This is a genomic window from Candidatus Manganitrophus noduliformans (assembly GCF_012184425.1).
GTDB lineage: Bacteria > Nitrospirota > Nitrospiria > SBBL01 > Manganitrophaceae > Manganitrophus > Manganitrophus noduliformans.
Map to the genome: position 1 here is coordinate 296678 of NZ_VTOW01000004.1, position 19131 is coordinate 315808.

Below are 19131 nucleotides of genomic sequence, written 5' to 3' on the forward strand. Positions count from 1 at the left end.
ATGCGGTGCCCCTCCGTTTTTCTTCACACCGAGATTTTTCAATGGCAAATCAAGCGTACTCCGTTTCATGGAACCTGACCCAGCGCTGCAATCTCTTCTGCACCCACTGCTACATGAGCGCCTTTCCCCACGCCGATATCTCGCACGACTTCACAACCGAAGAGTGCTTCAAGGTCATCGACGACATGGCGAAGGTCAACCCGAATCTCTTCCTGATCCTGACCGGAGGGGAGCCGCTTGTCCGGAAAGACATCTTCGACATCGCCTCGTATGCTTCCGATAAAGGCTTTACCTGTGTTCTCGGCACCAACGGCGTCTTGCTCGGCGAGCGGGAGGCAAGACGGATGCGGGAGAGCGGACTGCAAGGGGCCTCGATCAGCCTCGATTCGGTCGATCCGCAGCGGCACGACAACTTCCGTCAGTTGGCCGGATCGTGGAAGTCGGCGCTCCGCGGCATTGAGCATCTCAAAGCGGAGGGGCTCGATTTCTCCCTGCACATGAGTGTGATGTCGTGGAACGTCTCCGAAATTCCGCCGATGATCGAGCTGGCGCGCAACATCGGGGCGAAGGTCCTCAACTTTTTCTTTCTCGTCCAGACCGGCCGCGGCGAAAACCTGATCGATATCCGTCCCAGCCAGTATCGGGAGATCCTGACCTATCTCGCGCGGGCGCAGGGGGTCGGTGCCAAGGAAAACAATCCGAACCTCTTCCAAAATTTCGATGACCCCTGGACCTCCTCCGCCGGGCAGATGGGCGATCTGATCCTTCGGGCCAAATGCGCCCCGCATTTCCGCAAGATTATTTATGAGCTCGATCCGAATTCTCCCTTGTTAAAAAATTATGCGCAGGGGAGCTGCCCCGCCGGCAAGCATTATTGCCGGATCACACCGGAAGGGGACATCACCCCCTGCCCGTATATGCCGGTCTCGGCGGGGAATCTTCGGAAGCAGACCTTTGATGAAATATGGAATACCTCTCCCGTTCTCAACGATCTGCGCGAGCCTCAGCTCGGCGGGCGATGCGGGGAGTGCGAGTTCTCTCAGATTTGCGGCGGCTGCCGCTGCCGGGCGTATGCCGTGAACGGAAGTTACCTGGCGGAAGATCCCGCCTGCGACTATCAGCCGGGGCAGTATGGGGGAAAACGGATCGCGCTTCCGGCGGAGCAGACCTTCGGGTTCGAGGCGAAGTTTACGCTGAACTGGTCGATCGCGGCGAAAGAGCGCCTCAACCGGCTCCCTTCCTTCGCAAGGGGAATGGTGGCGAGCAGCGTGGAGCGGTATGCGACCGAGCGCCGGATCGATCTGATCACCCCGGAGGTGATGCAGAAGGTCAAGGAGGAGGCCGAAGTCCGTCTCGGGAGGAGTTTTAAATTCTCCGAATTCACCCGAACGGTTCCGGAGAAGACATCGGCCATTGGAAAAGATCTCTTCCCCGGTTAATTTTAAGAATTGAGGTTAATGATCATGGGAAATGCAAACGAAAACGAAATTACCTGGACGCCGGACGCGGAAGCGCGCCTGAAAAAGGCGCCTTTCTTTCTGCGCGGGATGGTCCGCAAGCTCTCCGAGAAAAAAGCGCGGGAGCTCGGAATCACCACCATCACCGAAGAGGTCCTCGCCGGGTTTAAAGATAAGATGATGAACCCGATGGCCGGCGCCGGAACCGGCGCGGCTCATAAGGCGGCGGGGGTCGAAACGAAGCCGCTCGCCTGGACCCGCGAAGCGCAGGAGCGTCTTGAGACAGTTCCGGAGTTCATGCGGGCGATGATCAAACAGATTGCAGAGGAAGTCGCGCTGGAGCGGGGGCATCTCGAAGTCGACCTGGCCCTTTTGGAAAAAGCGGAGGCGTTGGGAGATGAGCCTCAGGAAGAAGCACAGCCGGAGCTTCCTTGGACCGATGCGGCGAAGGTCCGCCTCGATCAGAAGATCGCAGAATCTCCCGAGATGGCCCGCGATTTCGTCCGGACGATGTTGAAGAACGACGCGGAAGATTTGGCGCGGGAGTTGGGGATCGCGCGGATCGACATGGCGGCGCTGACCCAGATTTGGGATGCCCCGCGAGCCGACGTGACCTGGACCGAAGAGGCCCACAAGCGGCTGATGACCTCGCCTGATTTTGTCCGAAGCGGAATCAAGAAAGCGGCCGAGCGCCGCGCCCGCAAGATGGGGGTCACCACCGTGACTTCGGAGCTGTTGACCAAGTTCCGCAATGAGGCGATGATGAAAGCGATGAAGCGGCTTCGCGCTTTCGGCTACGACGAGATGACCTTCGACGCCTTCGAAGACGCCAAAGAGAAGATCCGCCGTCTCAAAGACAATACCGAGGCGGCGAAGCGGCTGGACGACATTAAAGATTACATGGGAAAACGGGGGAAGGTCGGCCTCATCGATGAAGAAATGCTTCAGAAGATGAAGGACTACCTCAAAGACCCGACAAAAAAGGAGATGTAATGTCGTGGGGCGTTTGTCGCCTCACTCCTCACCCCTCACGTTACTTCGGTGTAAATGAATTTCTTCGCTGTCCTGAATCACTGGCTTCATCTGATCTCCGTCGTCATCTGGGTGGGCGGAGCGGCTTTTCTGGTTTTTGTCGCCGCGCCCCTGCTCAAAACGGGAGACCCCTCTTACGATTTCCTGAAAGGGGTCAACCATCGATTCCGTCGCATCGTCGGTCCGCTTCTCTTCATCTTGGTCGTCACCGGCGGGATCAATTTCGGGGTCCGGAGTAAAGGGTATGAATTCGTCCCTCCCGGTTATATCTCTGCGCTGGGGGTGAAGGTCTTTCTGTTCGCCGCGATTGCCTCGATTTATTTCTTCGGTATTCTTCGTTCTCGTTATAAAGATGAGCAGGATGAGAAACCGAGAGAGAATCAACCGGCCCTTCCCGAATTTGTAAACACCCGATTGACGCTGATCATCGGACTCATCATTATCTTCCTCGCCTCGATGTTAAGGCAGTGGAAGTTTTAGAGTGTGGCGTCGCGCCGATTCCGCCGCTCTGTCCCGCCCGCCGAGTTTTCCGAGCGCTTCTTCTCTCTTTATATATAAAAGGTGTTTATGGTTGACCGGTTTCGGGTGAATCGGGGAGGCTTCAAACCGCTCTGGAGGGGAGCCTTCTGTGCGGGAATGCTGCTTTTGATTCTCCGTCCGCCTGATCTGCATGCGATTCATTTCGTCATCAACAGCAGTGAGCGTATTCAGCGGGAGCATGGCCCGCTGAAACTGGGGATGGCGCTTCCCGATTTTCTCCAAGCGGTCAAGAGCAAGGAGGCGGCGGTAGAAATCGGACAGTTTGAGGAGGAAAAACGCTTCCATGCCGATCCCGCTCTTTTTGCGCCGGCCGCTTCCGATGTCCTCGCCGACTTTTTCAAGGGGCAGCTCTTTCGGATTGAGATCAACTACCGTCCTGTCGATAAGGGGTCGAGCGCCGTCGACGAGCTGAAAGCGCAGATCACCGCGCGTTATGGGCCTCCGCGAATCAATTCCCTTCCAGGGGCCGATTTATTCTTCTGGGATGACGGTAAGACCCGCCTGATTTTGGAGAGGGATGAATTGGAGGAGGGGATCGGTTATTCGACCACCTATCTCGATAATGATCTTTTTCATCAAGCAAGCCACGAACGGGTGAGGAAAGAGACCGATGGAAAGTCATCCTATGGACGCAAATGAGGCTCCCTTTTTCTTGACTGGAAGGGTTTCCCCGCGTTTTCCACAGAATATGTGTATAAACTGTGGATAAAATTGTTCCGATCGTCATGTTTAGCGCGTCTTTCCGGACCGGAATCAAGATTGCTCAAGAATTAGGCACTTACTTCTATATATATATCAATGGTTTGTATCTATTTGTGAGGATGGTCGGCTTTATGGCGTCAAGGCCGCCGTGTCAGGTTTTAAGATAAAGCACTATATGTTGAAAAGCGGGGGAAAAGAATACCATATATGGTTTTGGAAGAATTCCGAAGAGATCCATCCGCTTCAAAATGGTTCGAGAAAATGAAGCGAAGGATTTCTTGCCTTGTTGAAGGCAAAGGTTGTGAAATCCATTTAGATATGGTATAAGGTCAAAATTATGGAGAAGCGCCGTCATTCACGCATTCCTTTTTTCGGCAAAGCAAAGATCTCCACGGCCACCCGACCGGTCGAGGTCATGATCAGCAACATCAGCCTCGGCGGTCTCCTCTTCCATTCCAAAAAAGACTTTGAACTCGGCAAGGAGATGGTCATTCAGATCAAAGGAACCCATCGAGGAAAAGAGTTCGAGGAAAAGGTGACGGGGAGAATCGTGGCGGTTCACCGAGGCAGCGCCGGCAATTCCTTTGGGCTTCAATTCGGCGCCTATCTTGACGAGTCGCGCCAGCCGTTCCTCCTTGCCTCCGTGACGGGAAGCCGAAAGAAAGGAATCACCTCTTTTTTAAGGGATAACTGATCCTTGAGATCCCGGAGACTGCCCGATCGCCATGCGGATCGGTCTTGCACGGTTCTTCTCTTGCGTCGTCGGGGACGGTAAGAGACCTCTTCATAGGAATCGAACCATGTATCAGAGATGGTTTTCTCTTCTCTTATTTTTCCTCGTTGTCGGCTGTGCTCCGATGGCGGCCCGGGTCGCCCTTCCCCAATCGACTGTTCCCTATGACCGCGCCTGGCAGGTCGCCCTCAACACCAGCCTGAACTATTACGACCGGATCGCCGTCGAGGATAAAGAGGGGGGATTTTTTCAGACCGCCTGGAATATTGAAAAGAGCGGTTTGAACATCGGAATCCCGGTGAGACGCAACCGTTTGATCGGCCATGTCGCCAGCAAATCTCCTTTTCGTCTCCATCTTATCCTGGAGGTGGAAGCCTTCTCGATGGAACTGGGGCGATGGGTAAAAGAGACGAATGACCCGCTCCTGACACAGATCTCCCAAGACATGAGCTCCAAGCTTCAATTCTGACGTGCCCGCTCGACCCCACCGAAGGGTCCGATCATGCTCTCGAAGGTCTTCAGCGCCGTCCTGTATGGAATCGAGGCCCAGCCGATCGACGTGGAGGTCGATCTCTCCCAGGGCCTCCCTCTGCTGAATATTGTCGGCCTTCCCGACCTCGCGGTTAAAGAGAGCAAAGACCGCGTCCGTTCCGCCGTCAAGAACACCGGTTTCCACTTTCCCATCAAGAAAATCACAATCAACTTGGCCCCGGCCGATCTTAAGAAAGAAGGCGCCGCCTTCGATCTGCCGATGGCGCTCGGCATTCTCGCCGCCGACGGGGTGCTGAAAGAAGACCGACTCGGCGATTACCTGATCGTCGGAGAGTTGTCGCTCGACGGGCGGGTCAAGGAGATCAAGGGGGCATTGGCGATGGCGATTTTGGCGAAGCGGGCCGGAAAGCGCGGCCTGCTCGTGCCCGCGAAGAACGGCGCCGAAGCGGCGGTCGTCTCAGGAATTGAAGTCCTAGGGGTCGAGACGCTTCCGCAGGTGGTCGAATTCCTCAACGGCCAGCTTGCCTTCTCGCCGGTCGAAACCCCGCTTTCCCCCCTTTTTGCCGAGCAGGCGATCTATGCCGAGGATTTCTCCGAGGTCCGGGGACAGACGCACGCAAAGCGGGCGCTGGAGATCGCGGCGGCGGGCGGGCACAACATTTTGATGGTCGGCCCCCCCGGCTCCGGAAAAACGATGCTCGCGAAGCGGTTCCCGACGATCCTTCCGAACATGAGCTTCGAGGAGTCGCTTGAAACCACGCTGGTTCACAGCATCTTCGGTCTTCTTACCGAGAAGCCGTTGATCGTCGCCCGCCCCTTCCGCTCTCCGCACCATACCGTTTCCGACGCCGGCCTGATCGGCGGCGGGCAACTCCCGCGGCCCGGCGAAGTGAGCCTGGCCCACAACGGGGTTCTTTTTTTGGATGAGCTGCCGGAGTTTAAGCGCAACGTCTTGGAGGTATTACGGCAGCCCTTGGAGGAAGGAAGGGTCACGATCGCGCGCGCGAGCGCATCGTTGACTTACCCTTCGCAATTCATGTTGGTTGCTGCCATGAATCCTTGTGATTGCGTTGCCTTGGTGCCATGATTTCAGAAGAGGAAGGGAGGTAGCAGAGGTTGATGGTTACGTCCTCTTTTCCGATGATGATCTTTTCGGTAATGTTTTCTACGATTTTTCGCTTCTCTTCCTGAACTAACTCAGGCCAGCGGGTATAGAGGTCTTTAGCTTCATTGAGGATTTGGTCGCTTGAGAGGCATTGGATCTTCAAGAAATCGATTTCTCCCTGAAGGGTAGGAATCTGATCGTCGAGTTGCTTGAGCCGTTCTTCCAGGGGCCTATATTTATTCCCAAAGCCTTCGGTGGGGATCTCTCCCTTAAAGCGGAGTTCGAACAGGGTATCAATGTCCCGTTTGATTTTCCGGTGTTCTTCTTCGAGAACCCGCATTAACTCTTCTTTTCCTTTAATCGTCTTATCCGCCGTATCAAGGTAACCGGTAATCTCCTGGGGAGAGAAAAAGAAGGTTTTTAGTTGTTCTTGAAACACTCCTTCCATGTCTACGATGCTGATCTTGTTGCGGCACTTGGGACAAACGTATTTGGGGGTGTTCGAGGGAACGCGCAGCTTCGCGCCGCAGTCACAGAAGGCAATCCCGGAGAACAGATGAATCGCAGGACGAGAGGGAGGCTTCCGCGAACTTCTTTGATCTTTGAGGATGCCATTGCACTGGTTCCAGATTTCTTCTGAAACGATCGGCTCCACTTGGGTATAAATCCAATGCTCTTTGGGTTTTAAGACCCAATGCTTCTTCTGACCGAGACTCTTGGTATAGTTCGAGCGCCGAAGACCTTTTGCGGTCGGGTCTTCAAGGAGGCGCGTCACGGTAGTGTCGGAAAACTTGGAGCCGTTCCGCGTCCGGTGTCCGGCTTCATTGAGGAGCCTGGCCACGACTTTTTTCCGCCGATGTTCCAGGAAAAGCTCGTACATCAGTTTCAAGACCGGCGCTTCCTTGGGATTGGGCACAAGCTGCCGGTCCTTCCAGTGATAGCCAAAGGGTGCCGCTCCACCGATAGATTTCCCCAGTTTTGCTCTGATGGGAACGGATGCCGCAACCCGGTCTGCAATTTCTTCACGCTCCCATTGGGCCATTGCGGCGATGATCGTATAAAAGAGCCGTCCGACAGGGGTGGTGGTATCGACTGATTCTTGGAGGGAGATCAGGTCCGCGCCATACTCCCGGAAAATATCCGAGAGCTCTAGAAGCTCACGGGTATTGCGTGCGAGACGAGCAATTTTAGAAAAGATGACGCCTGTGACGTGACCCATTTTTATATCATTGAGCATCCGCTGAGCTTCGGGGTGGGAGATCACCGATTTCCCGCTTACGGCCTCAAGGTGGTAGACTTCTTTAATTTCCCATCCTTTGGCTTCGGCATAGAAGCGTGCCCGCTTCTCGTGATGTTCCGGACTTTCACCTTTTGCTTGGTCTTCAGTCGAAACACGGATCCATATGCCGACGCACTTCCCTTTTGAAGAGTCTTCATCGGTTTTCTTCGGACCGGCATTCTTCGGAGCCGGACTGACTGGATGTTTGCGTTCCATCGCGGTGCCTCCTTTTCTTCATCATCAGCTTTTCCATACTCCTTTCTTTTATCCGGGTCAAGAATTTTCTGAGGTGTGTTGCCTAAGTACCATAAACCTGAAGGGAGGAGGTATAAATGGATTGGTTAAGTGTAGTAAAAGCTACTGAACGTAGATAGCAGAAATATACAGAAAATAATTGGTTGCTCTCATGCCCCTTCATCAAAAGGAAAGGGCAGGCCGTTGATGGCCTGCCTTGTGAAAAAGAAAGAACTAGAGTTTTCCCGCCAGCAATGTCCCTGCAAACCGCTCCGTCTCGATCCGGTGGAGCGGGGCGAGGTGTTGGGCCGCGTGAGTGAAGGCGTTGATGACGCCGAAGCGGGTGGGGTCGGGTTCGATTTGGTAGCTGCTTACTACCTCGTCGGTGAACTTCTGTGAGAGCTTCCGCTCTGCGGCGAGTTTACGGATTATAGCAACCGGGTCGGGAATCGGCTCTTTCCTGGTCTTGAGAAACGTGTCCAAAATGGAACTCGCCACTTCAAAAGCGTTGCTGATCCCCTCGGCCATCCGGCTGTTTAACTCAGCGATGGTGAAGTGAATATGGGGATGGCGGAAGCTTTTCTCCTGCGAGACGACAAGGTCATTGGTACAGGCTTTCCTGAATACAAAAGGTTCCACCGAGACGCTCCCCTGGCCGACTTCCGAGTTTCCGATCATGATGCCGGCCTTAAGACCCGATTCCGGTATTGAGATATCCTCGCTCACGAGCTTCAAATAGAGATGCGTTTCTTCGAGGACAAAACTCTTTACAGAAACTGCCGCCTGTTCCAGTAACACCTGCACGGTCTCGGCAATTTGGGCGTTGTTGTAGGCTACATACTCGCCCGAGAGAAAGGCTCTGACCCACTTCCCTTTTCCACGCAAGAGGTAGGAGGCTTCCTTCATTCTCTCTAGATCGAAGTTCACTACGATCGCCTTCATCTGGCCAGGTAAACGGCGGTAATAATCCACCGGTATTCCGAGCTTCTGACACATCTGCGTTGTCGCCAAATCCGAAAGTGAATAGCACCTGCTGTCTCCATTCAGCACTTCTAATCGGCCTTCTAGAGACACCCACAATTGTTGGCCTGTTGCCTTGTGGTCCCATTTGTTTTGGTCATCCTGAATGATCTTTTCTTCGACGGTTTTCCAGTCCATGTGCTTCCTCCTTTGTTGAAGAACTAAAAGGAGTGTAAAAGCAATGGAAATTAGTTGAAAGGGAGGGGAATTTCACAAACCGGAAGGAGACGAAGGTTTAAAATGGTACAGGAGAACATAACCGGAAATTAAGCCCTGTATTTTTTATCTTCGCTATATCAGAATCTCTTTATCATTTTTTGAATTTCTATAGCAATAGGTTTAATACTAAATTAGGATAATTTATATCTCGGATTTGTTTTCAATGAAAAACAGTTGATTTTTAGCAAAATGGTATGGTATTGGTGTTGCGTAACTAGGAATATATTGTTAGCTGTATGTGGATAAGTTGTATTGCGTGAGATCCTCGCCTTGTGTTTTAATGCTTGTAGCAGGTTAATCCAAGTATCCTAATGGAAGTGTTCTGAAATAAGGAGGATCTGCAATGAGCTATACGGTCGTAGTTCTGCTAGTTACAGGTTTGATCATTGCCGTTGCGGTCGTTCGGGCTGTACGCCGGGAGTTAAGATCGATTATCGAGGTATATAGAAGCGAATCTAGAAAAGTCGATGAGGAACAACAGGAAAAGCCCATGTTTAAGGTGTACAAATTTACACACCGTTCTTAAGATCAATCAGGCCTATTCGTAACGACGAATAGGCCTTTTTTGTGGGTATGTGATGTTACACTTACTTTTTACTGCGGTAATCGCGGCATTTGTTGAAGCCGTATTAAAACTCCTCCTGGATCATTTATTCGGAATAGAAAAACTAAGTCTTATTACGTTAATTATTATGTTCTTTTCTTTATATTTTTTGATTTTTTTAATTCATTTGTATGTAAAAAGAAACCGAGATAAACTGAAAAAGTTAAGAGGTCGTTTTGGCCATTGGCTTGTAGGAAAATTTCATAAGGTAATTTATCTTCCTGCAGACCGAGAATCCGAAACATATAAGAAATTAATCACAGAGAAAATAAAAGAGAGTAAAAGAGTCTATCTTCGCCTACTAAGCGGGTATACGATGGTATGGGATGATCGTGAAAACTACGTTTTTAAGGCGCTTCAAGGGCTTAGTCGGGAGCAGTTACGACGAAAAGATGTGCGGATTCAGTTTCTGTCTCGTGAAGCACCGGAATTTGAGCCACGCGGTAGGTGGTATGTAGAAAAGATGCGGAGAGACGATGTGCGGTATCGATGTGATAATTTTGACCATTATAAGGAACGATGTGCGGAGATTGAGGCGAATATAAGAATGGATTTGCCAGAGATCAAATTAGAATTTTATAACAGGGCTCCGCTTTGGCGTTTATTCATTTTTGATGACAATATGTTTGTCTCTAATTATTATGCTCCCGACGGCGAGCGAGAGGAAGGGCATATGAATACCGCGGTTGAATTATCGAGAGAAGAAGGTGGAACATATAATCCTATCTATGTCGGACTGATGAGAGAATTCCAGAGTCTTGGAAGAAGTAAACCCATGTTAACCAGTACAAACTAAAGATGTTTCTCATACTGAGAAATATTGCCATAAAGATTATGACGTGAATCCCGGGGTCTCCCCGCTTAGAGTTTCCGAAATTTTCTGGTTATGGTAGCTTTACAAGCTTAAAAAATCTGAAGGTCATTGTTTTAAAGTTGTTACCGGGATTTTTTCATAAAACGCAAGTCCGAGAACCACCGCATCAAATACACTCATCCTCGGATCTTCGCTCATATAGCATTTTCGCTCGGGCGGAAGATACGGCCCAAGCTCCGGGAACCGCGTGGCAATCGCTGTCGCGATCTCGTGTTTCGTCCGAGCGCCACCCTCAGAGAACGCCTTTTGTATATTGATCCTGGAAACGGTTTTGATCTTGATCTTCCTTCTCGTGGCAAGTTTAAGAACCTCGAATATCAATTCCCGAACCCTCCCACAACGCCGGGAGCCTCTCGCGGTATAATCCTCGACCGCAATCATGTCCGGCCGATAGCGATCAATTAACCGTTCAATCTCCTCCAGGCATTCGGAATTCTTATCCCCGCGGCATTCCTTAATTCCCCAATCAACAAGCCTATCCGGTCCCTTCAGCACGGCAAATCCAAATCCCCTGCTATAAGGATCAATCCCCAAAACACGAATCGGTTTTCGAAACGTGGGATTCATCAACTGTTGGTATTGTTATTTTTCCTCGATGAGAAGTGACCGGAGGATCTCCAGTTTTCGGATTGTTTTTAGATCAAGCGCTCTTTTGCTCAGCTTTTTCACGGCCGCTCGCACGCGCTTTAGTGTTGCGCGTTCTACATCTTCATGGATCCCTTCGAAGAGTTCCTGTGTCGAGGCGCGGAAGATTATTTGGTATGCAATAACGGTTTGCAGGTTGGGTAAGCGGGAGAAATGCTCGTACCTCGAAACTTTTGCGCCATTTCGGCAGCCCAAGAGAAGCGCCATTTCATTCTGCGTCAACCCCGCGCGTTTGCGGTAGGTACGTAAATAATTTGGTATTTCGTGGGACATTTAAAAATTTCTATGTCAGATGAAAGATGTAAATAGTGTAGTCGAACGGAGTGAAATCAAAAGAAGAGAGGATTTGCTCGAAACGACAATTTTTTGAAAAGAAAAAGAAGCAGCACCCGTGTTGCCTCTTTATTATGCCACAGGAACAAAGAGAAAAAACGCTGTGGAGATCAGTAAGAGCCGGGCATCACGCTCATGCAGAATAAAAAAAGCCAACCTTGTTTCGGTTGGCTTGTCTTTTTCAAAGGAAATGATTCCTTGTTATTTGTATACGTCTCCTCGGGGACCCATCGTCATAATTACGGCTGTGTTATCTATAATACGAAACACAATGCGATAGCGTCCTACCCTGATTCTAAAAATATCTTTTGCTCCCTTGATCGGTTTGCGATCTACCGGAAGTCCTTCAGATAGTTTTTTCAGCGCCTGGTCGATTAACAGCTGGTAATCTTTGGGGATGCGTCGGTATTCTTTTACCGCCAGCTTCGAAAACTCTATTTCAAGTTTTTCCATTTCACGGTTTCTCCCCTTTTATATTCCTCCGTTCCTTTTTTGACTGCGCGTTTTTCTTTTGCAGTTAGGGGAGACGTATCAAACTGAACGAACGTTTTCCAGAAAACTTCGGCCAATTTTTTTTCTGGTAGCGTTTTCAGTAAATTTACGAGGGACTCCTCGGGTATAGGTAATGTCTTGGTACTCATGGGTGGTATTCCTCCGTTAGTAATAGTAACTTCACGAAATCTTTTGAAGGAGCGGTGCGAACCCTTCTCAAAGAACTATGTTTAGCATAGGAAGAACAAGAAGATCTGTCAAGATAGGCCGGTCGCCTCTCCACCATGATAGCAGAGAGAAGGAATACGGTCGATATGGATCTTGATGGCCTGGCCGAAGGGATGTTGCATTTATCCGCCGTCTCGTAGAAATCCTGAAAGAGAAAACGCGGCAATGGAAGGCAGACGAGAAGGACACGGAAGATGAAGCCCCATATGAGACGAGACCGTTGGGCGTCAAGGGCACGCTCTCACGGAAAGAGGTCTACGACCGGCTCTGAGAGCATGGCTCCCCGTGTTGGTATGTCCCCCCAAAGTCCCTGAAGTCCCCGAAGTCCCTCTCGTCGGGGAAAAACCGCGCTGCTCTTCGGTTTTCACACGGGGACATTAGAGGGACTTCGGGGACATCGCGGTTTCAACGTCCCTCTCCAAAATTTGGCTTAAAATCAGGTTTTTCCGCTTCTCCGGGGACTTCAGGGACTTCGGGGACTTCATCCGCGGATGGGAAGAGCAGGTTAGAAGGGGCTAGAGCGCCGGCATCTTGCGGAATAGCCTCCTCCTTCGGAGCAAGGCCGTATTTCTGATAAAGCCGATCGAGCTTCGGTTGCTCTTCAAGAAGCGAGATCACGAAAACGCCCTCGCTCTTCTGCGTTTTCAAGTGAAGCTTTCTTCGAATAACAGATCCGATCCACTTGTTGGTGATCTTCCGTTCATACTCCCCTCCGTAGCGGTCGGTAAACCATGCGGCGATCTCCTTTATGGCGATCCGGGCGGTATTCGAGGCGGTGGCGAGGTCGCGGATCACCTCCAGCACCTGGGCCTCGGTGTCCATCCCCCGATCGGTAATGATCTCGCGATTGTATTGGCGGGCGATTTCCCGAAGCTCCTCCCTGGCTTTATTGTTCTCGATAATGCTCAGGAGGGGTACGAAGATCTGGTTTAGGCGCGGCTCGATGCTCCGGTCAACGAGGGCCTCGTCGGTGCAGTGCTTCCCCCAGTTCCGAAACCGGAAGAGGAGGAGTTTGTTGCGAAGATGAAGCGCCTCCTCCTTGAAATGGTCGGGGAGATTGATAGGAATATCCTCCCGAAGCCGGCGCGTGCCCATCTCCTCGGTGATAAAGCGGCTCTCCAAGGCGCGATCATCAAAAAAGCCCCGTGTGGCCACAAGCTTGGGGCCGAAGACGTGGTAAGCCCTCGGGTTGAATTCCTTGGTTACCGACACTTCGCTTCGAAGAACGGGAAATCCCTTTACGTTTCCGTTATTGAGGATCTTCACGATCTCCGTCTTCTCATCGGAGAAGCGGAAATCCCCTTCATCGATGATCAAGGTGCCCCTGAAAGCATCGAGGATGCGGAAAATCGGTGAGACGGTCGAAGCCCCAGACGCGAAGATCGGCTTGTAGCAAAGCGAGCCGATGGTAAGGAGTGCGCGGGTTTTTCCGCTCCCGTAGTCCCCCCGGAGGCGGAGATAGGGAAGCTCATTGAAGCTGTCATAGATCCAGGAAAAGAGGACATAGTAGCTTGCGATCTTTTCGAAAAGAGGCGAAACGTCGATATACCGGTGGATAAAACATTGAATCTCTCCGAGAAGCTCGGCCTCGGTGCCGTACTCCTCGGCGTCCGAAGGAAACAGAACGACATCGTTTTTTACAAGGTTGTTCTGCGGCGAATACGGAACCAGGCGATGGGACGGATCGAGGTCGAGGGCTTGCATATACCGATGCGAGTGGCCGTCCCATAGAATAAGGCCGGTCTGCTGCTCCTTGGGCCGGTAGACCATCTCCACAAGAATACCGCTCCGGAAGACCCGCGAGACGGTCGGGATGGTCTTCTGGTTTTTGAGATTTGACTCGACTTCGTTTTTGATAGGGTCCATGTTGCTGAGGTGACCCTATCGTCTTCTAAGGGATAAATGAAGACTGGAGAAAGTTCCGGAACAGGAAAATTACCGCCCGTCTGATGATGTTTCCTTTTCACCAAGGTGGCCGAAGAAAGGAATGCCGAGAATCTGCTGATCCTCCGAGACAAAGCTCTTGCGAGCCGGTATCTGGCAAACTGGGAGTCCCATCGAAAACATGCGGAGCGGTATGTAAGAAAGCAAACGGGAACGAAATAAATTATGTTATCGCTTGCAGAAAGGAGAACCTCACGTCTATTTAGAACTTATTTTATTACAGACCGCATAGGGTAGTATCAGACACTGGAAAGTCCGCCTCTGCTGCATAGAGGCTTGTCGAATTAAAGTGACTTGAATTCGCGCCAAAAATACGCAGGTAGAACGTCCCTGGCGCGGTTGTGGTGAAAACAACCTTTTCGCCCACCCCGGCCCCATTTCTTGATGCGCAAAGGAAATGCGGAGCCGAGTTGCTGCTGGAAGGCCCATATACCTCCAATTCGTAATCAAGGCCGGAAGGAACCGCCAAAATAAACCGAATCCTTGTTCCAGAACTTATGGTTCCCACTCTAAACCAATCAACATCCGTACTCGTGGAAATAACACCGAAGCAAGCCTTGCCTGACACTAAAGGACTTGCTGAGGGTGAACCATTATTAACTTCAACTTCAAAACACGAGAAATTTGCGGTAACCGAAGCATCTGCCGTAACAGTAACCGTGCATGTTGCTCCGCTTATGTTCGGGCACCCATCCCAACGAGAAAAGATTGTTCCGCTCGCGGGAAGACCAGCAGGACTCGCGGTCAACGTAACCGTTGTATTGTCATGGTATGTTAATGTGCATGTGGACGAACAACTCGTCGTCCCTTCACGACTCGCGGGCGATAAACTGATCGCTCCGGTCCCATTTACAGTGAGTCTAAGCGAGCGCGTGCCGATTGCTGGTGGCATGGTAAACGTCTGAGTGTCGCCGAACGTGGTTCCACCGGCAGTATTTGCAGCGACTACCCGGAATCGATATGTTGTGTTCGGGGAAAGATTCGTTATGTTTTCTGAGAAAGAAATATTACTTGCTCCGCTTGTGATACCGGGACGCGCTGGCGTAGAGTTACCATAGGGCGGGGCGGTATTCGTTCCCCAGTCAAAGAATGCTCCTGTAGATACGCCATTGCCGTTGATAGTCGCGTTGAGTGTGGCGGAGTTAGAAGTGATGTTCGTGGCGCTATTGGTAATGGCTGTCGGTAGTATAGGGGGAAGCGCGTTGGTTGTAGCGCATGCTTCGTTGCTCGGTAGAGAATCCCCTGCGGCATTTGATGCTTTTATTCGATAACAGTAGGTCGTGCTGGCTGATAGTCCCGTGTTTTCGAAAGAAACCCCGGTGTCATTGCTTGCACCAACAATGGTGATTTCAGAGAATGCTGATGTCCCTATTCTCCGTTCAACTTTGAATCCCGTTTCATTGCCTGAATTGTCCTTCCAGGCGAGAATAATCCTGTCTGAGGACAGCACAGTTACGGAAAGTTCGGTAGGTGCCGCAGGGAGCGGTGTTGGCGTAGGCACACTAAGAGTAACCGTTAAGGTATCGCTTGCGGTATTCCCAGCAGCGTCGCGGGCTGTAATAGTGATGACATTGTCACCGGTTTGGAGCGTAATATTTGAGACAGACCAGTTCGTTGTACCGGAAGCTGTGCCGGAACCTCCTCGGCTGTTAACCCAAGAAACCTGAGTTACTCCCACATTGTCCGAGGCGGTTCCAGACAAAGTAACTGTACTTGACGTAGTATTGTAGGTAGAAGCTGTTGTAGGAGTGGTGATTGCTATACTTGGGGAGGATTGATCGGAAGGAGTGTGAGGAGATACTGAATCTGTAACCGTGATATTAATATGAGCAGATTGGCCGTTAAATTTTGTTGTAACTTTAGTTACACCAGCCTTTTTTGCTTCGAATATAATTCCGGGATGTGAGCGTTTCTCAATGATAGAGGAATCATCGTTGATCCAGTTAATAGTCGGAATCAAAGAGGTAATATCATGTTCTATGCCGGCAATATACTTTCCTATCGCTTTAAATTCAATTGAATTCCCTACTTCTACATCTATATTTCCAGAGAAGGAAGCCGAAAGGACTACTTTTGAAATTGGAGAGATAGGAAAATCGCCAGTTTCGAGAACAGATGCAAAAACAGTAATAGACGTTGGAAGGCGGCGATCGATCTCTTCGCATACCGCATTAATAGAGCATTCGGTATGAATCGTCGAGTGATCATATGTCCTTGATGTACGAGTAACATTGGTTATAAAGGTCAGAGCATTTTTCCCTTCCTCTAGATTTAAATCGGGAAGATGACTAAGTTGATCTTTTGCAACTGGAACGAAATCTACGCGCTTGATGGGATTAGCTGGAATCTGAACAATAGGGGTATGGACATGGTCAAATCTACTTCCTGTTATATCTTCTTCATGATCTTTATTTTCTGTGTCGGCTGTGAACAAATAATAAGCAGTATCAAGCCTTCGTTCTGTAATACCATACCGGTTTAAGGAGGAAAGAAAGCCAGATCCTTTAATAAGGTTATCTGGTCCCGAATCTTCAATTCCGGGATATTTCCAAGAGGGGCCTGTTTCAGGGCAAAAAGCGTTATCTTTAAAACTAGGATGTACTCCGTCATTCGGCGTAGCGAGCATAAAGAGATTTTTAACTTTGCCACGCAAGCTTCTGACAGGATTTGTATTCTCAATTGCATATCTTGCAACCATGCCGCCCATGCTATGGGCAATAATGTCAAAAGTCCCTTCTATATTAAGACTAATAATAAATTTACTAAGCTCATGGGCGTTATATACAATCGGTTCGGTCCAAGGATAGTCATAGAAAATAATGTTTTTATAATACGGGCTATTTACAAAGAAGGGAATTAAGTCAGTTTCTTCTTGGAAAAAAAGTGAGCTCGAACATACTCCATGAATGATCAGCAAATTTCGTCCTGAACTATCCGTCTGAAAATTACTATTTGTCTCCTCTTTGTAGATTTTAAAGTTTCGTACTTGAAGCGCGGATATTTGTGAACTATTTGCTATGGTAAAGCGGACTTTTTTAATAAAATTTGCAAATGACCCCTCTAAAACAAAAGCATTATTTAAGCGCTCTACCTTCGTAACCCCTTTGGGGTCGTCTATTTTTGCCTTGCACCACAGAGATCCTTCAACATTAACAAAATGACGGTGGGGTGAAGTTGCAGGGTCGCAAGGACTGTAGTATAGATCGTAGTCGCTTGGTATGGTTCCAGAATATGTAATCGTAATTCGTATTGGTATTGCTGGAGCAAAGTGATTTTCGAGACCCACAGAATTGGCAATTTGCGTTTTATTCGAAGGATCTGAGTTTTCTGAAACGGCAGATATTCCTAAAACAGAAATATCATCAGGGAGATAATTGGGGTTTTTGATCTGTAAAATTTTAACTGTTGAATCTTGCGATAGTACTCCCTGTGATACCTCGATTTTAGATCCAAAAAATGACTTGCCAGGATCAGTTATCTCTAGGATCCCGCCTGCATTTGCAGAGATAAAATTTGACGCAATAATCTCTTCTGTTTCAACCGAGACATTATAAGTCTGAGTGCTTTTAGCTTTTCCATCGCTAACTTCTAAAGTGACAATTTTACTTCCTCCTTGTGACGAGCTTGGAATCCAAGAGATTGTTCCCGTCATGGAGTTGATTTCCATTCCATCGGGGGCCGCTGCAAGAGAATATGTTAGCGAATCTCCGTCGATATCAGTAGCAAAAGCTTTATAAATATAAGCTGTATTCACTTTTGCAAAAATTTCTGGAGCAGACACAATTTCTGGTGTTAAATTTGTGTTTGTTTCGTTATTGTTATCTTTTCCTCCTTTTCCGCTCCCACAACCAAAAAAAATCCCAAATAGAAAAAAAACAATATACGGTTTTAGAAAACTACCGAATAAGTCAGTCCAACGTCGTGTATGCCGATTTTTTAAGTCCAATTTATCTTAGCCTTAAGATAAAAGTACCCAATATGTGAACCTACTAATCTCAAAAATATTTTCTGCTTAAACCTCAGATTTTGAGATTAATATGGCTTTAACGGAAGAGTAGAGTAGATCAATACATAAACCTATAATATAAGCTGCGAGTATGGTGGGTATTAAAAACCGAGCGCGATATTCCGTCAAAAGATCAAGCTCTATGATGAATCTTAAATACAGCAGTATAGGAACTATTAAAGCAAGCGTGAACCACTTTCTATAGTAAAGAAGAAAAAATGGTAAAAACCATATCACTACAAAATATACTAAGAAGTAGACTAAAAGAAAAAGTGGCCACAGTTTCTCAAAGCCTTCAAGGCCATAACCGGGTGCTAAATTAAAATATGAAATTACAGCAATGATTATGCTGAAGCTTGAGAATCCTCTCCTGAAGATTCCAAATCCTGTTAATTGGTATCCTAAATCCAATAAACCAATTACAACTCCAATCCAAATCCATTTTTTATTGCTTTTATACATAATTAGTGATCTTAAAACTATGCTGAAACAGTGCAAAGTGGGAAGACGAAATAGGAATAATTTCAATCGCGTCTTTGTTATCAGTTAGTGAGCAACTAATTAGTAAAAACTACCTGCATGCTAGCAAGATAAATCGGATGTGTCAAGGTAAAATACCCGAAATGAATGCGACCCTATGATTGTCAGCGTGAAGGCATTTTGTTTACCTTCTTTTATTAGGGAAGTGCTGTGTAGGTGATAGGTACGTCCCAACTTGCAACTACCCCGACATTTACATTGAGGGCCGGAGTTAAATTTACTTCTGTTCCACCTTCTTTATTAATCTCGTCTTAAACTCCTCAGTAAGCTTTGTTGCTGCCTCTTGGTTACCTGTGCCAAAATTTCCAAGGACCATTGTCATTATTTCGAGCGTTTTTCCGTCTTCGGAAACCTGAATACTCAGTGTCGACGAATTCATGGAGCCGACGAGAATCATCCCGGCACCCGAGCTGCCTGAGCTTAAACTGATACGTCTTAGAGAGTGGTTCAGTTCAGATACTCCCATCCCCATATCCTTGCCTATCTCGGCAATGAGGTCGAAAATCCTCTCATCCGATCGCGGAAGAGAAAACGTATTCGTTCCCTGGAAGCGCTCCTGGGGACTCAATACGCCAATAATTGAACAGCCAGCAAAAAGAAGAATATTAAGAAAAGAAAGTACTGTCAGGACTCGTTTCATTATGGTCTCCTT

The 19131-nt window shown here is 49.0% G+C and carries 17 protein-coding genes and 1 pseudogene; 8 read left to right on the forward strand and 10 right to left on the reverse strand.

What is annotated here, in order from left to right:
* The first annotated feature begins 41 nt into the window (after positions 1-41).
* The 7 genes and pseudogenes from MNODULE_RS19725 to MNODULE_RS19755 all read left to right on the forward strand — a co-directional run.
* A complete protein-coding gene (locus MNODULE_RS19725; protein WP_168062884.1) occupies positions 42-1439 on the forward strand; it encodes a radical SAM/SPASM domain-containing protein in 1398 nt (465 codons plus the stop codon).
* Between the two features lie 24 nt (positions 1440-1463).
* The gene (locus MNODULE_RS19730; protein WP_181071123.1) at positions 1464-2450 is read left to right on the forward strand and encodes a PCP reductase family protein; all 987 of its coding nucleotides are present in this window, start codon (positions 1464-1466) and stop codon (positions 2448-2450) included.
* A gap of 54 nt (positions 2451-2504) precedes the next feature.
* A complete protein-coding gene (locus MNODULE_RS19735; protein ID WP_168062886.1) occupies positions 2505-2969 on the forward strand; it encodes a hypothetical protein in 465 nt (154 codons plus the stop codon).
* 156 nt (positions 2970-3125) lie between these two features.
* The gene (locus MNODULE_RS19740; protein WP_168062887.1) at positions 3126-3668 is read left to right on the forward strand and encodes a hypothetical protein; all 543 of its coding nucleotides are present in this window, start codon (positions 3126-3128) and stop codon (positions 3666-3668) included.
* 400 nt (positions 3669-4068) lie between these two features.
* Positions 4069-4425 (forward strand): PilZ domain-containing protein, encoded by a 357-nt coding sequence (locus MNODULE_RS19745; RefSeq protein ID WP_168062888.1) that lies wholly within the window; start codon positions 4069-4071, stop codon positions 4423-4425.
* Between the two features lie 106 nt (positions 4426-4531).
* On the forward strand, positions 4532-4933 hold the full coding sequence (locus MNODULE_RS19750) for a hypothetical protein (RefSeq protein ID WP_168062889.1): 402 nt from the start codon (positions 4532-4534) through the stop codon (positions 4931-4933).
* 33 nt (positions 4934-4966) lie between these two features.
* A pseudogene (locus tag MNODULE_RS19755) lies at positions 4967-6025 on the forward strand (YifB family Mg chelatase-like AAA ATPase); the annotation flags it as partial.
* Here MNODULE_RS19755 and MNODULE_RS19760 read toward each other — a convergent pair.
* Both MNODULE_RS19760 and MNODULE_RS19765 read right to left on the reverse strand, forming a co-directional pair.
* Complete coding sequence (locus MNODULE_RS19760; protein ID WP_168062891.1) at positions 5991-7556, reverse strand: recombinase family protein; 1566 nt, start codon at positions 7554-7556, stop codon at positions 5991-5993. The pseudogene MNODULE_RS19755 and the gene MNODULE_RS19760 sit on opposite strands and share 35 nt — an antisense overlap.
* Positions 7557-7808: 252 nt before the next feature.
* The gene (locus MNODULE_RS19765) at positions 7809-8732 is read right to left on the reverse strand and encodes a hypothetical protein (protein ID WP_168062892.1); all 924 of its coding nucleotides are present in this window, start codon (positions 8730-8732) and stop codon (positions 7809-7811) included.
* Between the two features lie 659 nt (positions 8733-9391).
* Here MNODULE_RS19765 and MNODULE_RS19770 point away from each other — a divergent pair.
* Positions 9392-10213, forward strand: a complete 822-nt coding sequence (locus MNODULE_RS19770) for a hypothetical protein (RefSeq protein ID WP_168062893.1) — start codon at positions 9392-9394, stop codon at positions 10211-10213.
* 123 nt (positions 10214-10336) lie between these two features.
* On the opposite strand, the gene MNODULE_RS19775 is transcribed toward MNODULE_RS19770, so the two are convergent.
* The 8 genes from MNODULE_RS19775 to MNODULE_RS19810 all read right to left on the reverse strand — a co-directional run bounded on the left by MNODULE_RS19775 (position 10337) and on the right by MNODULE_RS19810 (position 19119).
* Positions 10337-10786, reverse strand: coding sequence for a crossover junction endodeoxyribonuclease RuvC (locus MNODULE_RS19775; protein ID WP_168062894.1), 450 nt, complete (start codon positions 10784-10786; stop codon positions 10337-10339).
* A gap of 87 nt (positions 10787-10873) precedes the next feature.
* Positions 10874-11209, reverse strand: coding sequence for a helix-turn-helix transcriptional regulator (locus tag MNODULE_RS19780; protein ID WP_168062895.1), 336 nt, complete (start codon positions 11207-11209; stop codon positions 10874-10876).
* A gap of 261 nt (positions 11210-11470) precedes the next feature.
* Entirely contained in the window at positions 11471-11722 is a 252-nt protein-coding gene (locus tag MNODULE_RS19785) for a type II toxin-antitoxin system RelE family toxin (protein WP_168062896.1), read from the reverse strand.
* On the reverse strand, positions 11704-11910 hold the full coding sequence (locus MNODULE_RS19790; RefSeq protein WP_168062897.1) for a hypothetical protein: 207 nt from the start codon (positions 11908-11910) through the stop codon (positions 11704-11706). Before MNODULE_RS19790 ends, MNODULE_RS19785 begins: the two co-directional genes overlap by 19 nt.
* Positions 11911-12394: 484 nt before the next feature.
* Positions 12395-13855 (reverse strand): hypothetical protein, encoded by a 1461-nt coding sequence (locus MNODULE_RS19795; RefSeq protein ID WP_168062898.1) that lies wholly within the window; start codon positions 13853-13855, stop codon positions 12395-12397.
* 295 nt (positions 13856-14150) lie between these two features.
* Entirely contained in the window at positions 14151-17879 is a 3729-nt protein-coding gene (locus tag MNODULE_RS19800) for a fibronectin type III domain-containing protein (protein ID WP_168062899.1), read from the reverse strand.
* 66 nt (positions 17880-17945) lie between these two features.
* A complete protein-coding gene (locus MNODULE_RS19805) occupies positions 17946-18401 on the reverse strand; it encodes a hypothetical protein (RefSeq protein WP_168062900.1) in 456 nt (151 codons plus the stop codon).
* Between the two features lie 295 nt (positions 18402-18696).
* Complete coding sequence (locus tag MNODULE_RS19810; protein WP_168062901.1) at positions 18697-19119, reverse strand: hypothetical protein; 423 nt, start codon at positions 19117-19119, stop codon at positions 18697-18699.
* Between the last annotated feature and the right edge of the window lie 12 nt (positions 19120-19131).

Coding starts and splice junctions, on each gene's coding strand:
- MNODULE_RS19725 (WP_168062884.1), top strand. CDS start 42: ATGGCAAATCAAGCGTACTCCGTTTCATGGAACCTGACCCAGCGCTGC.
- MNODULE_RS19730 (WP_181071123.1), top strand. CDS start 1,464: ATGGGAAATGCAAACGAAAACGAAATTACCTGGACGCCGGACGCGGAA.
- MNODULE_RS19735 (WP_168062886.1), top strand. CDS start 2,505: ATGAATTTCTTCGCTGTCCTGAATCACTGGCTTCATCTGATCTCCGTC.
- MNODULE_RS19740 (WP_168062887.1), top strand. CDS start 3,126: ATGCTGCTTTTGATTCTCCGTCCGCCTGATCTGCATGCGATTCATTTC.
- MNODULE_RS19745 (WP_168062888.1), top strand. CDS start 4,069: ATGGAGAAGCGCCGTCATTCACGCATTCCTTTTTTCGGCAAAGCAAAG.
- MNODULE_RS19750 (WP_168062889.1), top strand. CDS start 4,532: ATGTATCAGAGATGGTTTTCTCTTCTCTTATTTTTCCTCGTTGTCGGC.
- MNODULE_RS19760 (WP_168062891.1), bottom strand. CDS start 7,556: ATGGAACGCAAACATCCAGTCAGTCCGGCTCCGAAGAATGCCGGTCCG.
- MNODULE_RS19765 (WP_168062892.1), bottom strand. CDS start 8,732: ATGGACTGGAAAACCGTCGAAGAAAAGATCATTCAGGATGACCAAAAC.
- MNODULE_RS19770 (WP_168062893.1), top strand. CDS start 9,392: ATGTTACACTTACTTTTTACTGCGGTAATCGCGGCATTTGTTGAAGCC.
- MNODULE_RS19780 (WP_168062895.1), bottom strand. CDS start 11,209: ATGTCCCACGAAATACCAAATTATTTACGTACCTACCGCAAACGCGCG.
- MNODULE_RS19785 (WP_168062896.1), bottom strand. CDS start 11,722: ATGGAAAAACTTGAAATAGAGTTTTCGAAGCTGGCGGTAAAAGAATAC.
- MNODULE_RS19790 (WP_168062897.1), bottom strand. CDS start 11,910: ATGAGTACCAAGACATTACCTATACCCGAGGAGTCCCTCGTAAATTTA.
- MNODULE_RS19795 (WP_168062898.1), bottom strand. CDS start 13,855: ATGGACCCTATCAAAAACGAAGTCGAGTCAAATCTCAAAAACCAGAAG.
- MNODULE_RS19805 (WP_168062900.1), bottom strand. CDS start 18,401: ATGTATAAAAGCAATAAAAAATGGATTTGGATTGGAGTTGTAATTGGT.
- MNODULE_RS19810 (WP_168062901.1), bottom strand. CDS start 19,119: ATGAAACGAGTCCTGACAGTACTTTCTTTTCTTAATATTCTTCTTTTT.